This window comes from Streptomyces sp. NPDC051219, from assembly GCF_040682335.1.
Taxonomy (GTDB): domain Bacteria; phylum Actinomycetota; class Actinomycetes; order Streptomycetales; family Streptomycetaceae; genus Streptomyces.
In genome coordinates this window covers 71,432-84,397 of the sequence record NZ_JBFBAS010000016.1, presented here as the reverse complement: position 1 = coordinate 84,397, position 12,966 = coordinate 71,432, and the positions used below count along the sequence as shown (strand labels likewise).

General features: G+C 69.6%; 11 protein-coding genes and 1 pseudogene. 7 read left to right on the top strand and 5 right to left on the bottom strand.

Annotated elements, in window-relative coordinates; genetic code table 11:
- Positions 1 to 23 precede the first annotated feature (23 nt).
- The 5 genes and pseudogenes from AB0M62_RS19745 (at position 24) to AB0M62_RS19725 (ending at position 4,675) form a co-directional block, all read left to right on the top strand.
- The gene (locus AB0M62_RS19745) at positions 24 to 1,481 is read left to right on the top strand and encodes an aldehyde dehydrogenase family protein (RefSeq protein ID WP_366075528.1); all 1,458 of its coding nucleotides are present in this window, start codon (positions 24 to 26) and stop codon (positions 1,479 to 1,481) included.
- 148 nt (positions 1,482 to 1,629) lie between these two features.
- Positions 1,630 to 2,180, top strand: a pseudogene (locus AB0M62_RS19740) (DinB family protein).
- A gap of 16 nt (positions 2,181 to 2,196) precedes the next feature.
- Entirely contained in the window at positions 2,197 to 2,838 is a 642-nt protein-coding gene (locus tag AB0M62_RS19735; protein WP_366075527.1) for a PadR family transcriptional regulator, read from the top strand.
- Between the two features lie 89 nt (positions 2,839 to 2,927).
- On the top strand, positions 2,928 to 3,887 hold the full coding sequence (locus AB0M62_RS19730; RefSeq protein WP_366075526.1) for an ATP-binding cassette domain-containing protein: 960 nt from the start codon (positions 2,928 to 2,930) through the stop codon (positions 3,885 to 3,887).
- Complete coding sequence (locus AB0M62_RS19725) at positions 3,884 to 4,675, top strand: ABC transporter permease (RefSeq protein ID WP_366075525.1); 792 nt, start codon at positions 3,884 to 3,886, stop codon at positions 4,673 to 4,675. The genes AB0M62_RS19730 and AB0M62_RS19725 overlap by 4 nt, the downstream gene beginning before the upstream one ends.
- 186 nt (positions 4,676 to 4,861) lie before the next feature.
- Here the strand turns inward: AB0M62_RS19725 and AB0M62_RS19720 are convergent, their stop codons facing one another.
- From AB0M62_RS19720 to AB0M62_RS19710, 3 genes are all read right to left on the bottom strand, one after another.
- Positions 4,862 to 6,304, bottom strand: a complete 1,443-nt coding sequence (locus AB0M62_RS19720; RefSeq protein ID WP_366075524.1) for a glutamate decarboxylase — start codon at positions 6,302 to 6,304, stop codon at positions 4,862 to 4,864.
- A 12-nt stretch (positions 6,305 to 6,316) separates the two neighbouring features.
- Complete coding sequence (locus AB0M62_RS19715; protein WP_366075523.1) at positions 6,317 to 7,582, bottom strand: ion channel protein; 1,266 nt, start codon at positions 7,580 to 7,582, stop codon at positions 6,317 to 6,319.
- A gap of 143 nt (positions 7,583 to 7,725) precedes the next feature.
- Positions 7,726 to 8,091: a YbjQ family protein gene (locus AB0M62_RS19710; protein WP_366075522.1), complete on the bottom strand. Its 366-nt coding sequence runs from the start codon at positions 8,089 to 8,091 to the stop codon at positions 7,726 to 7,728.
- Positions 8,092 to 8,232: 141 nt separating this feature from the next.
- Between AB0M62_RS19710 and AB0M62_RS19705 the strand changes: the two genes are divergently transcribed.
- Positions 8,233 to 8,922: a VTT domain-containing protein gene (locus AB0M62_RS19705; protein WP_366075521.1), complete on the top strand. Its 690-nt coding sequence runs from the start codon at positions 8,233 to 8,235 to the stop codon at positions 8,920 to 8,922.
- A gap of 29 nt (positions 8,923 to 8,951) precedes the next feature.
- Here AB0M62_RS19705 and AB0M62_RS19700 read toward each other — a convergent pair whose 3' ends face one another.
- Together AB0M62_RS19700 and AB0M62_RS19695 are read right to left on the bottom strand one after the other, a co-directional pair.
- The gene (locus AB0M62_RS19700) at positions 8,952 to 10,604 is read right to left on the bottom strand and encodes a threonine/serine exporter family protein (RefSeq protein WP_366075610.1); all 1,653 of its coding nucleotides are present in this window, start codon (positions 10,602 to 10,604) and stop codon (positions 8,952 to 8,954) included.
- A 248-nt stretch (positions 10,605 to 10,852) separates the two neighbouring features.
- Positions 10,853 to 11,347 carry an inorganic diphosphatase gene (locus tag AB0M62_RS19695; RefSeq protein WP_366075609.1) on the bottom strand — a complete coding sequence of 165 codons (495 nt, stop codon included), beginning with the start codon at positions 11,345 to 11,347 and terminating at the stop codon, positions 10,853 to 10,855.
- A 56-nt stretch (positions 11,348 to 11,403) separates the two neighbouring features.
- Here AB0M62_RS19695 and dacB point away from each other — a divergent pair, with 56 nt between their 5' ends.
- The gene (gene dacB / locus AB0M62_RS19690; RefSeq protein WP_366075520.1) at positions 11,404 to 12,903 is read left to right on the top strand and encodes a D-alanyl-D-alanine carboxypeptidase/D-alanyl-D-alanine-endopeptidase; all 1,500 of its coding nucleotides are present in this window, start codon (positions 11,404 to 11,406) and stop codon (positions 12,901 to 12,903) included.
- Positions 12,904 to 12,966: the final 63 nt, after the last annotated feature.

Sequence of the window (12,966 nt, the reverse complement as noted above, 5' to 3'; positions counted from 1 at the left end):
GCGCACCCGAAGTAAGGGATGAGATGTCCTTCTTCACCGATCTGGCCCATCAGTACATAGACGGCGAATGGCGGACCGGCAGCGGTTCGTGGGACATCATCGACTTCAGTCCGTACGACGGTGAGAAGCTCGCCGCCATCACGGTGGCCACGGTCGAAGAGGTGGACCAGGCCTACCGGGCGGCGGAGCGGGCCCAGAAGCCCTGGGCGGAGACCAACCCGTACACCAGACGGCTCGTCTTCGAGCGCGCGCTCAGGATCACCGAGGAGCGCGAGGACGAGATCATCGAGGCGATCATCGACGAGCTCGGTGGGACGCGCCTCAAGGCGGTGTACGAGGTCCATCTCGCCAAGGAGTTCCTGCGGGAGGCCATACAGCTCGCGCTGCGTCCGGAGGGCCGGATCCTGCCCTCGCCGGTGGACGGCAAGGAGAACCGCGTCTACCGGCTGCCGGTGGGTGTCATCGGGGTCATCACCCCCTTCAACTTCCCCTTCCTCGTGACGATGAAGTCGGTCGCTCCGGCGCTGGCCCTCGGAAACGCCGTCGTCATCAAGCCCAACCAGAACACCCCGGTGGTGGGCGGCGGCCTGATCGCCAAGATCTTCGAGGACGCGGAGCTGCCGGCCGGGCTGCTCAACGTGCTGGTCACGGATATCGCCGAGATCGGGGACGCGCTCATCGCGCACCCGGTGCCCAAGGTGATCTCGTTCGCGGGTTCCGACCGCGTCGGACGGCATGTCGGCGCGGTGGCCGGGAGCCACTTCAAGCGCACGATTCTGGAGCTGAGCGGCAACAGCGCGCTTGTTGTCCTGGACGACGCGGACATCGACTACGCCGTGGACGCGGCGGTGTTCAGCCGCTTCGTGTACCAGGGCCAGGTCTGCATGGCGGCCAACCGCATCCTGGTCGACCGCAGGGTCGAGCAGGAGTTCACCGAAAAGTTCGTCGCCAGGGTGAAGGCCCTGAAGACCGGCGACCCGCACGACCGGGACACCCAGATCGGTCCGGTCATCAACTCCTTCCAGGCGGAGGCCCTGACGGGTCTGGTGGACGAGGCGCTGGCGGAGGGGGCGACTGCCCTGGTGCACGGGCGGACGCGCGGCAACTTGGTCGAGCCGACCGTACTGGCCGGGCTGCCGGAGGGCTCGCCGATCCTGACGCAGGAGATCTTCGGGCCGGTGGTGCTGCTGGTGCCGTTCGACGGCGAGGACGAGGCCGTACGGATCGCCAACGACAGTCCGTACGGGCTGAGCGGGGCGGTGCACACGGGGAATGTCGAGCGGGGTGTGCGGTTCGCCAAGCGCATCGAGACGGGCATGATCCACGTCAATGACTCGACGATCCAGGACGAGCCGCTGGTGGCCTTCGGCGGCGAGAAGTATTCGGGGATCGGCCGGCTGAACGGGGATTCGACGGTGGAGGCGTTCACCACCCAGAAGTGGATCTCGGTGCAGCACGGGCGGACGCGGTTCCCCTTCTGACTTCCGCGTGTCCGGTGGTTGAGGACAGAAGCTGACCGCAAGGGTCCGTAGCTTTGAGGGTGTCAGGACGGCAAGGCCGGAAGCATGCGTGCGGCACTGGCCGGCACAGCTTCCAGGGCTTCCCAAGCCTCCCGGAAAGGCGGACACCATGGTCACTCACGTTCCCGCAGAGGCCCCCGGCGACGAGCGCGGCGCGCTCCTCTCCTTCGTCGAGGCACAGCGCGGCGCGATCCGGCGCTCGGTCCTCGGGCTGACCGAGGAGCAGGCCGCGAGCCGGCCCAGCGCCAGCGAACTCAGCCTCTCCGGGCTGCTCAAGCATGTCGCCGAGACCGAACTGAACTGGCTGCGAATGGCTCAGCAGAGACCGAACGAGAAGCAGCGCGACGAGGAGACCTGGGCGGACGGCTTCCGGCTGGCCGAAGGGGAGTCGATCCCGGCGATGCTGGCGTTCTGGAACGGCGTCGCCAAAGAGACCGAGGAGTTCATCCGGTCGGTGCCCAGCCTCGACGACACCTTCCCGCTGCCCGAGGCACCCTGGTTTCCGAAGGAGGGCGCGGTCTCGATGCGGTGGCTCGCGCTGCACCTGGCGAGGAGATCGGGCGGCACGCCGGCCACGCGGACATCATCCGGGAGTCGCTGGACGGGAAGGGCGCGTTCGACCTGGTGGCAGAGGAGCAGGAGTACCCTAGTCAAAGTTGATTAAAGGGGTATGGGGATGTCGGCGATCCGGCTGCTGGTGCTCGGTGCGGTCCGTCAGCACGGGCGGGCGCATGGCTATCAGGTGCGCAACGACCTGGAGTACTGGGGCGCGCACGAATGGTCGAACGCCAAGCCCGGCTCGATTTACCACGCGCTGAAGCAGATGGCCAAGCAGGGGCTGCTGCACGCGCACGAGGTCGCGCCGAGCACGGTCGGCGGGCCGCCGCGTACGGAGTACACCATCACCGAGCAGGGCGCCGAGGAGTTCTTCAGGCTGCTGCGCGACGCGCTCACGGCGCACGACCAGAAGACGGACGTGCTCTCGGCGGGCGTCGGCTTCATCGTCGAACTGGAGAGGTCGGAGGCGGTTGCCCTGCTCAACGAGCGGGTGCGGGGCCTGGAGGAGTGGCGGGCGGCGGTCACCGAGTACTACACGCCGCAGGACGGCCCCGAGCAGCTCGGCCACATCGGCGAAATCATGAACATGTGGGTCCACTCGGCGGATGGCGGTGCCGAGTGGACACGCGGCCTGATCGAGCGGATCGAGGGCGGGGCGTACACGTTCGCGGGTGAGGGCGAGAGGTTTGTGGGGGTGCTTGCGGAGGGCGAGGTGAACCCCTTCGCCACCGGGACCCCGCATCCCGGGGATACGGGTTAATCAAGTTTGACTAGATGCTCGGCACCGGCTACGTTCGGAGGTGGTAGTCAAGTTTGACTACTGCTATTGGGCGGGAGGAGCTGGGATTGGTGACGAACGCGATCGTTGTCGAAGGGCTGCACAAGAGGTACGGGGAGAAGCGTGCGCTGGACGGACTCGATCTGACCGTCGAGAGCGGCACGGTGTACGGCGTGCTCGGGCCCAACGGGGCGGGCAAGACCACAGCCGTACGGATCCTCTCGACGCTGCTGCGCCCCGACGGGGGACGTGCGGAGGTCGCGGGATTCGACGTGGCCCGCGAAGCCGCCGAGGTGCGGCAGCGGATCGGGCTGCTGGGACAACACGCGGCGGTGGACGAGGAGCTGAGCGGCCGGCAGAACCTGGAGATGTTCGGCCGCCTGTATCACCTCGGCGCCCGCCGGGCCGGTGTACGGGCGGACGAGCTGCTCGAGCGGTTCGGGCTCGCGGACACCGGGCGCAAGGCGGTCAAGCGGTACAGCGGCGGTATGCGGCGGCGGCTGGACCTGGCGGCCTCCCTGATCACCGAGCCGAAGATCCTCTTTCTGGACGAGCCGACGACCGGGCTCGACCCGCGCGGCCGTACGGAGGTGTGGAACGCGGTGCGCGCGCTGGTCGGCGGCGGGACGACCGTGCTGTTGACCACGCAATACCTGGAGGAGGCCGACCAGCTGGCCGGCCGGATCGCGGTGATCGACCAAGGGCGGGTGGTCGCCGACGGTACACCGGACGAGCTGAAGGGCAAGGTGGGCGGAGACCGGATCGACGTCGTGCTGCACGACGCGGGCCAACTGCGCGCCGCCGCCTCGGTGGTCGGCATGGCCACGCGGGCCGAGCGGGTCGAGACCGACGAGGACCGCCGGGTGGTCAGCGCGCCGGTGGGCGACCGGATGGCCGCACTCACCGAGACGGTACGGGCCCTGGCGGCGGCCGGTATCGAGCCGGAGGACATCGCGGTGCGCAGGCCCACCCTGGACGAGGTGTTCCTGTATCTGACACAGGATCAGAAGGAAGAGGAGGTCGCCGTATGAGTGCGACGACGGCGGGCTGGACGGTCGCGGACTCCTGGACCATGACCAGGCGGGAGCTGGCGCACTGGGCACGGCAGCCGGTGCAGGTTCTCGTCGGGCTGGTCTTTCCGGTGATGCTGCTGCTGATGTTCGGCTATCTGATGGGCGGCGGGAAGGGCATCGAAGGCGACTACGTCGACTTCCTGGTGCCGGGCATGCTCGTACTGACCATGGCGTTCGGCCTGGAGGCGACGATGCTCGCCGTCACGCAGGACCTCAACAAGGGCGTGATCGACCGCTTCCGGTCGATGCCGATGGCGCCGTCGGCCGTACTCGTCGGCCGCAGCTTCGCCGACATGCTGCAGTCGGCGCTCAGCCTGCTGGTCATGATTGGAGTCGGGCTGCTGATCGGCTGGCGCTGGCACGGCGGTCCGGGGGCGGCGCTGGGAGCGGTGGGCCTGCTGCTCCTGTTGAGGTTCGCCATGCTGTGGATCGGCATCCATCTGGCGATGGTGGCCGGAAAGCCGGAGATGGTGCAGGCGGTACAGATCCTCGTCTGGCCGGTCGGCTTCCTCTCCAACGCCTTCGCAGCGCCCGGGTCGATGCCCGGCTGGCTGGGCGCGTTCGTGGAGTGGAACCCCATGTCGGCGACGGCCACGGCGGTACGGGAACTCTTCGGCAACCCGGCCGCGGCCGGCACGTCGTGGGCGGCGGAGCACGCGGGACTGCTGGCGGTGGCATGGCCGGTGGCGCTGGTGGCGGTCTTCTTCCCGCTGGCGGTGCGGCGGTTCAGGCGGCTGAGCCACTGAGTGGACTTGCGGGGGCGGGGCCGGGCGGGCGGCTGGGCGCGCCCGGCGGGGTCCGGCCCGGCGGTGAGTGGAACCTGCCGGGTGTCCGCGGTGTATCAGAGGTAGTTGCATCCACCGCGGACACCAGGGGGGACCATGCGTGGGGGAATCGCTGCAGTGAGGGCGCTGGTCGCGGCCGGCCGCAAATCAGTGGTGGAAGGCGGTCGCCCTGTCTTCGTCGTGGCTCAGCGGGTGGGTCTGGCTGCGCAGTTCGGGCAGGATCCGTTCGAAGTCCTCCAGCAGGAGGTCGCTGAGGTCGGCCGAGAAGCCGTTGCGGCAGACCACCCGGAGCACGGAGAGATCGGTGCGGTTTTCCGGGAAGGTGTAAGCGGGCACGAGCCAGCCGTGCTCGCGCAGTCTGCGGGACACGTCGAAGACATCGAAGGCCGTCACGTCGGGCGCGGTGGTGAAGGCGAACACCGGCAGCTCGTCGCCACGGGTCAGGAGCCGGAAGTCGTCCAGCCTCTCGATCCGGTCGGCGAGGCCGCGCGCCACGTCCCGGGTCGTCTGCTGGACTGCTCGGTAGCCGTCCCGGCCCAGTCGCAGGAAGGTGTAGTACTGCGCCACCACCTGGGCGCCGGGACGGGAGAAGTTGAGGGCGAAGGTAGGCATGTCGCCACCCAGGTAGTTGACGCGGAAGACCAGTTCCTCGGGGAGTTCGGCGGGCGAGCGCCACAGCGCCCAGCCGACCCCCGGGTAGACCAGCCCGTACTTGTGACCAGAGGTGTTGATGGAGGCGACCCTCGGCAGCCGGAAGTCCCAGATCAGGTCTTCGTCGATGAAGGGAGCGACCATCGCGCCGGAGGCGCCGTCCACATGCACCGGCACATCGAGGCCCGTGCGTTCCTGGAGGGCGTCCAGTGCGGCGCAGACTTCGCCCACCGGCTCGTACGAACCGTCGAAGGTGGACCCGAGTACCGTCACCACACCAATGGTGTTCTCGTCGCAGAGAGCGGCCGCGGCCTCGGGGTCGAGGTGGAAGCGGTCTCCCTCCATGGGCACCTGGCGCATCTCCACCTCCCAGAAGTTGCAGAACTTCTCCCAGCAGACCTGGACGTTGACGCCCATGACGAGATTCGGCCGGGCGGTTCCGGGATAGCGGCCTCCCTCCTTCCGCGTGGCGGCGTGCCGCGCCCAGCGGCGCTTGAGAGCCATGCCCGCCAGCATGCAGGCCTCGCTGGAGCCCGTGGTCGAACAGCCCACCGCCGTACCGGGGTCCGGGGCGTGCCAGAGATCGGCGAGCATCGCCACACAGCGCCGCTCGAGCTCGGCGGTGCGCGGGTACTCATCCTTGTCGATCATGTTTTTGTCCCGGCACTCGCCCAGCAAAACGTCGGCCTGCGCCTCCATCCAGGTGGTGACGAAGGTGGCCAGATTGAGCCGGGAGTTCCCGTCGAGCATCAGCTCGTCGTGCACCAGTTGGTAGGCGGTGGCGGGCGGCAGCGGGGCGTCCGGGAGCTGGTGCTTGGGCGGGGCAGTGGTCATGCCGCCCACCGGATTGGCCTCGCCGAAGAAGGGGTTGAGAGCGAGTCGTCTCCGCTCGTCGCTTTCGGTTTCGTCGCGGCGGGTGCCGCCCTGGTGAAGCGCCATATCTGCTGTCTCCTAGCGAAGTGGGGTGCCGTCGTCGTGGAGTTGCATCTGGGGGCGGCCGGTGACCAGCAGCCAGGCGGGGAGTGTCGCCACACAGAGGAGAGGGAACACGGTGGGGTCGGCGACCAGCACCGCGGCGGTGAACAGGCTCAGCCAGCCCTGCCGGGTGACGGCGAGCAGCACACCCAGCACCCCGCAGACCACGCCCAGCGTCGGGTGCACGGACGGGACGAGCGCGTAGGCGCACAGCCCCAGCGCGGCGCCGACGAAGACGGAAGGAAAGATCCGGCCGCCGCGGAGCCCGCAGGACGCGGCGGTCAGCACCGCGGCGAGCTTCACCACGGTCAGCAGCGCCAGCTCTCCCGCCGAGTAGGCCCCCGGGTCGGCGGCCAGCTCCTTGACCTGGTCGAGGCCCTTGAAGAGGGTGAGTGGGCCGCCGAGGGCACCGAGCAGCCCGAGCGCCAGTCCGCCGGCCGTGAGCACCAGCAGGGGATGCTTCAGCCGGTGGAACGTCCGGTGGAGGTGCGGGAAGGCGTATACAGCAGCCATGGTGAGCGCGGCGGCCACCGAGGTGATCACCATGGCCGCCAGGACATCCCCCCAATGCGGCCGCGGAAGGGCGGGCAGCCCGAGATCGAAGGTCGGACTGCCGACCAGCACCGTGGTCAGTGCACCCGCCCCGGCGGCGACCAGGGGGCCGAAGAGCTTGTCCCACAGCGAGCCGGGCCCCGGCCGTGCGGTGAGCGCTTCGGAGAGGACCAGCGCGGCCGCGACCGGCGTGCCGAACAGCGCGCCGATCGTGCCGGCTGCTGCGAGGTGGAGCCAGAGCGCTGCCGGGACGCGCGGCAGAGCTCTGCCGCCGAGCCAGTAGGCGAGGGCGATGTTGGCCGCGGTGATCGGGTTCTCAGGGCCGAGGCTGACCCCGCCGGCCAGGGCGAGTGTGGAGGCCAGCAGAAGGCTGGGCACCGTCCCGGCCGGGAGCGGGGGATCGACGAGTCCGGTAGTGGCGGGGTCGGGTCCGGCGTGCCCGTGCACCTTCCACACCACGAGCCCTACCGCGAAGCCGGTCGCGGTGAGCATGACGATCATCCAGAGCGAGGAGTACCGACCGACGCCAAGGGCGTCGGGGAGTGTCTCCCAGAGCACGTTGCGGAACTTCTCCGCCAGCGCGCTCACCCCGAGGAGCACAAGGCTTGCTCCGACCCCGACCACGAGGGAGGGCACGATCAGCGGCAGCAACGTGCGCGCGCTCGGGGTGGGTCGCGTCTCGAGGGCCACGGGCTCACGTTAATGGGAGAAATGCGACAAAGCAGGTCAATGTATTCGGCGCGCGGGCTGGTCCGTTGGAGCGGAAGTCGTATGGCCGGGAGGCGGGCGGGCCGGGGGCCGCGGCCCGTACGCCCCGACCTGTACGCGCGTCCTCACAGTTTGGAGATCACGACCGCCGTGCCGTACGCGCACACCTCGGTGCCGACGTCGGCCGCCTCCGTCACGTCGAAGCGGAACATCAGCACGGCATTAGCGCCGCGCGCCTTCGCCTGCTCGACCAGCCGGTCCATCGCCTGGTTCCGAGTCTCCACCAGCGTCTTGGTGAGTCCCTTGAGCTCACCGCCGATCATCGACTTAAGGCCGGCGCCGATCTGGCTGCCCAGGTGCCGCGAGCGTACGGTCAGACCGAACACTTCCCCGATGACCTGCTGCACCTGGTGGCCCGGCACATCATTGGTCGTCACCACCAGTACCTCGGACTGGAGTCCCTGTCCGCCGCCGTAGTCCTCGATGCCCATGCGCTCGACCTCCTGAGGCACAGCTTCGTACCGGCCCGCCCGCCCCGCATCCCGGGCGGTGGGCTGGAACCTGGCAGAGTCACCTGGCGTTGATAGCTTTGGGCAGCCCACTCAGACGACCGACCCAGGAGCCCGGAACCCGTGAATACGCTTGCGCTCGGACCGAGCTGGCTGGACCCGGACTATCTGATCGGGACCTTCGGACTGATCGGTGTCCTCGTCATCGTCTTCGCCGAGTCGGGGCTGCTCATCGGCTTCTTCCTGCCCGGCGACTCGCTCCTGTTCACCACCGGCCTGCTGGTGACGGCCGACAAGCTGGACTACCCGCTCTGGCTGGTGTGCACGCTGATCGTGCTCGCGGCCGTCATCGGGGACCAGGTCGGCTATCTTTTCGGCCGCAAGGTCGGCCCGGCGCTCTTCAAGCGACCGGACTCGAAGTTCTTCAAGCAGGAGAACGTCGAGAAGGCCCACGACTTCTTCGAGAAGTACGGACCGAAGTCGCTGGTCCTGGCCCGCTTTGTGCCCATCGTGCGTACGTTCACCCCGATCATCGCGGGTGTGAGCCAGATGAACTACCGCTCGTTCATCACGTACAACGTCATCGGCGGCACGCTCTGGGGCGCCGGGGTGACCCTGCTCGGCGCCGCCCTCGGCAAGATCGACTTCGTCCACCAGCACATCGAGGCGATCCTCATCGCCATCGTGCTGATCTCGGTGGTTCCGATCGCGATCGAGTTCCTGCGGGCTCGTGGCAAGTCCAAGAAGGCCGTCGCAGACAGTCCCGAGGGCAGTGTGCCCGCGGCGCAGCGCGGCCGCCACGCCAAGCGCTGACCGCAGGACCGGAGTCGGCGAAGAGGTCCTCAGAAGCCGCGCGTCCGCTTGGCCGCGCGGCGGTTCTCCCTACTGACCGCGCCCGGCAGCCGGATGAACAGCCGGGAGATCTCCCCACCCAGGTTCACGCCGATCGCGATGGCCATGGCCAGTGCGGCCGCGTTGCTGAGCGAGATCAGGCCCGCGTCCAGCCGGTTCTGGGCGATGGCGAGCAGCCCGAAGTACGTCGCCGAGCCCGGCAGCAGCGGACCGATGGCAGCGGTGACATAGGGCAGGGCGGAAGCGAACCGGTACCGCGAGAACAACTGCCCGAAAAGGCCCACGAGACCGGCGGCAACGGCGGTGGAGGGCACCTGCGGAATTCCGGCCGCGTAGTACATCGCTCCGTAGATCACCCAGGCGACCCCGCCGTTGAGGGTCACCATCAGCACCGTGCTGCGTTCCTGCTGGAGCAGGATCGCGAAGGTGAAGCAGAGCAGCATGGACGCGAGGATCTGCGTGACCGGCCTCTCGGTGAGCGTCAGCGCGGCGTCAGGGTCCAGCGTGGCACCGAGTTGCAGCCCGAGGTAGAGCACCAGCAGCACGCCGACGACGATGCCCACGAACAGGTACATGACTTCGAGGAGCCGGGCGGCCGCGGTGATGTAGTAGCCGGTCAGACCATCCTGCACACCGGCGACCAGGGCCCGCCCCGGCAGCAGGGCGAACAGGCCGCCGGTGATCACCGCGGAGGCGCGCACGTTCGAATGCGCCAGCGTCAGGGCCACACCCATCGCGGCCGGCGGCATCGCAGCGGCCATGAACTGGTAGAACTCCGGCAGCCCGCGCCCGGCACACATCCAGGCCAGCCGGTCGCCGAGCACCGCACCGACCGCCGCCGCCAGGAAGACCACCACGCCGCCGCCGACCAGCGTGGAAGCCGCACCCGCGAGCAGACCGCTCGCCGTGGTGAGCACCCAGCCGGGGTACGGGTGCCGGTTGCGCCGGATCTCCGCGAGCCGCCGGTACGCCTCCTCGAGCGACACCTCGATGTCCTCGGCGCTGATGTCGGCGACGAGCCGGAACACGGCGGCCAGCCGTGTGTAGTCGGTACCCCGCCTGCGGACGGTCCGGCTGGCCGTCACCGGGTCGTCGACCAGCGACGGCTGGTGGGAGATCGACAGAAGGGTGAAGGTGACCGTGGGCTCGCAGCGGTCCAGACCGTATGCCTGGGTCACGGCGAGCATCGCCGCCTCCACGTCCTCGGCGCCCTCGCCGCCGGCCAGCAGCAGTTCACCGATACGCAGGGTCATGTCCAGCACGCGTGGCACCGCGGGACCGGCGTCGTCCTGCTTCTGCACCGGCTCGGCCACCGGCCGCTCGCCCACCGGCATACGCAGCATGGTGCGCATCCGGTCCTGCCAGGGCGCCTCCTTGATCAGCTTGACCGTGGGGAAGCCCTGAGCGGGGGTGAAGGCGGGGGGTGAGTGCTGTGCGCTGTAGGTTCTCGGCGGTGCGAACGCGGAACCCTCGGGCTCGGCCGCCGCCTCGGGAGCCAACCCGGCCGGAACAGCGAACTCCGAGGTCGGATGTTCCTCCTCGGCCACCACCGGCTGATCGAGCCCGGCGGGTGGCGCGAAGGCGCTCCGCGCCTCGTCCGACTGCGGTTTGCGGTCCTCGGGCCCTTCCGGCTCCGCCACCAACACACTCCTTCTTTCCGTACCCGGGCCTCATGCGGTCTCGCACGTTCCGCATGCCCAGTATGTCCAGGGATACCGCAGGGAGCTGCGTGGCCCCAGGTGCGGTCCGGGCCGGAGTCCAAGGACGTGACCCTGGTGCGGTCCGAGACGCGGTCCGGGGACGTGGTCCGTCAGGCCGGATGCGACGACGGGCGGTGCGCCCCTAGTGGGGTGCACCGCCCGCCCTGTCGTCACACGAGCCGCTCGGCTCGTCAGTGGCTGCCACCCTGCGCCTGAAGACGCTTGTAGGAGGCCTCGATCTCGGCCTCGGCCTCGGTCCGGCCGACCCAGTTCGCACCCTCGACCGACTTGCCCGGCTCCAGGTCCTTGTAGACCTCGAAGAAGTGCTGGATCTCCAGACGGTCGAACTCCGACACGTGGTGGATGTCGCGCAGGTGCTCCACGCGGGGGTCGGACGCCGGTACGCACAGCAGCTTGTCGTCGCCGCCGGCCTCGTCCGTCATCCGGAACATGCCGATCGCGCGGCACTTGATGAGGCAGCCGGGGAACGTCGGCTCGTCCAGGATGACCAGGGCGTCAAGCGGGTCGCCGTCCTCGCCGAGGGTGTTCTCGACGAAGCCGTAGTCCGCCGGGTAACTGGTCGAGGTGAAGAGTCGACGGTCCAGGCGGATCCGACCGGTCTCGTGGTCCACCTCGTACTTGTTCCGCGAACCCTTCGGGATCTCGATGGTGACGTCGAACTCCACGGGTGGCTCCTCCATGATCAGCACATACTTCGGGTGATTAAGTGTCCCTCACGCACATGAGTGATCGCGAAAGGGGCTGGTCCGAGGTGCCAGTGATCAGAACGTGGCAACTCGCGACGGGCGCCGCCGTGGTCGGCCTCGCCCTCTCGGCCGGGGCGGTGACCGCGGCAGGCCCGTGGGACTCCGGTCAGCGTAAGGCCGAGCGGCAATGGGCCGCGTCCCAAGAACCGGCGGGTGGCGGACATCACGGCCGCAGCGCGCCCGGAGCCCTCGTGCCGGCTCCCGCCCCGAGCGCCCCCGGAGTGCTCTCCGTCCTCGGCGTACCGGCCGCACCGCCGGCCGGTGGCAGCCCACTCGGTGCCACGCTCGGGCCGCTGCTCAACGTTGCCGCGCTCGGGACGCTGCACACAGCGTCGGTCGTCGAGACGGCCACGGGCAAGCAGCTGTACGGCTCCGGGGCCGGGGAAGCCATGACACCGGCCTCCACGGTCAAGATCGCCACAGCCGCGGCCGTACTGTCCGCGCTCGGCCCGGAGCACCGGATCGCCACGACGGTCATGGCGGCTCCCGGCGCCGGCGCTGAGGACGCCGGCATCGTGCTCGTCGGCGGCGGCGACCCGACGCTGACCGCCCGAGAGCCCGGCAAGCCCGGCAAGTCCGGCAAGCCCGGCAAGCCGGGAACCGGGGCGAGCCTGCCCGCGCTCGCCGACGACACCGCCCGCGCCCTGAAGGCTCGGGGCATCACGGAGGTCGCCCTCCGGTACGACGCCTCGCTGTACTCGGGCCCGGAGTACCACCCCATCGGCGCCGGCAACGAGAACATCGCCAGGATCAGCGCGCTGATGGCCGACGAGGGCCGCCTCGACGACTCGGACGCGGGCGTGGCGAAACGTACCGGCGACCCGGCCGGCGACGCGGCCCGCAAGTTCGCCGGGATGCTGCGGGACCGCGGGATCCGTACCACCGGCGAGCCCGCCCCCGGAAAGCCGGCCGCCACCGCGAAACCACTGGCCAGGACCCTTTCCGCGCCTCTGTCCGCCCTGGTCGAGCGGATGCTGACCAACAGCGACAACGACATCGCCGAGGCCCTGGCCCGCCAGACCGCCCTCGCGGCGGGCGAGCCCGCGAGCTTCGAGGGCGCGGAGCGGGCGGTGGCCGCCCAGCTGGGCAAGCTCGGGCTGGAGACCCGGGGTACGCGCTTCGCGGACGGCAGCGGACTGAACCGCGACGACAAGGTCTCCGCCGCCCTTCTCACCGGCATCCTCGTACGCGCCGCCGACCCGGCCCGTCCCCAGCTGCGTCCTGTGCTGACCGGCCTGCCGGTGGCCGGCTTCACGGGCACGCTGAGCGAGCGTTACGAGGACGGCTCTCCCGCAGGCGGGCTGGTCCGTGCCAAGACGGGCACCCTGCATGGCGTGAACACCCTCGCGGGCACCGTGGTGGACGCGGACGGACGACTGCTCGCCTTCGCGTTCATGGCTTCGGGGACCCCGGGCAAGGAGGCGGCCCAGTCGGCTCTGGACCGGCTGGCCTCGGCCGTCACAGGAGCCCCCTAGGGGGTCGGACCGGGGCGGAGCCGGGTCCGACCCCTCACCGCAGGAGGACCCGAGCACGTACGG

Excerpts from the sequence above, each read along its gene's own strand:
- AB0M62_RS19745 (WP_366075528.1), top strand. The coding sequence starts at position 24 with ATGTCCTTCTTCACCGATCTGGCCCATCAGTACATAGACGGCGAATGG.
- AB0M62_RS19735 (WP_366075527.1), top strand. The coding sequence starts at position 2,197 with ATGTCGGCGATCCGGCTGCTGGTGCTCGGTGCGGTCCGTCAGCACGGG.
- AB0M62_RS19725 (WP_366075525.1), top strand. The coding sequence starts at position 3,884 with ATGAGTGCGACGACGGCGGGCTGGACGGTCGCGGACTCCTGGACCATG.
- AB0M62_RS19720 (WP_366075524.1), bottom strand. The coding sequence starts at position 6,304 with ATGGCGCTTCACCAGGGCGGCACCCGCCGCGACGAAACCGAAAGCGAC.
- AB0M62_RS19710 (WP_366075522.1), bottom strand. The coding sequence starts at position 8,091 with ATGGGCATCGAGGACTACGGCGGCGGACAGGGACTCCAGTCCGAGGTA.
- dacB (WP_366075520.1), top strand. The coding sequence starts at position 11,404 with ATGAGTGATCGCGAAAGGGGCTGGTCCGAGGTGCCAGTGATCAGAACG.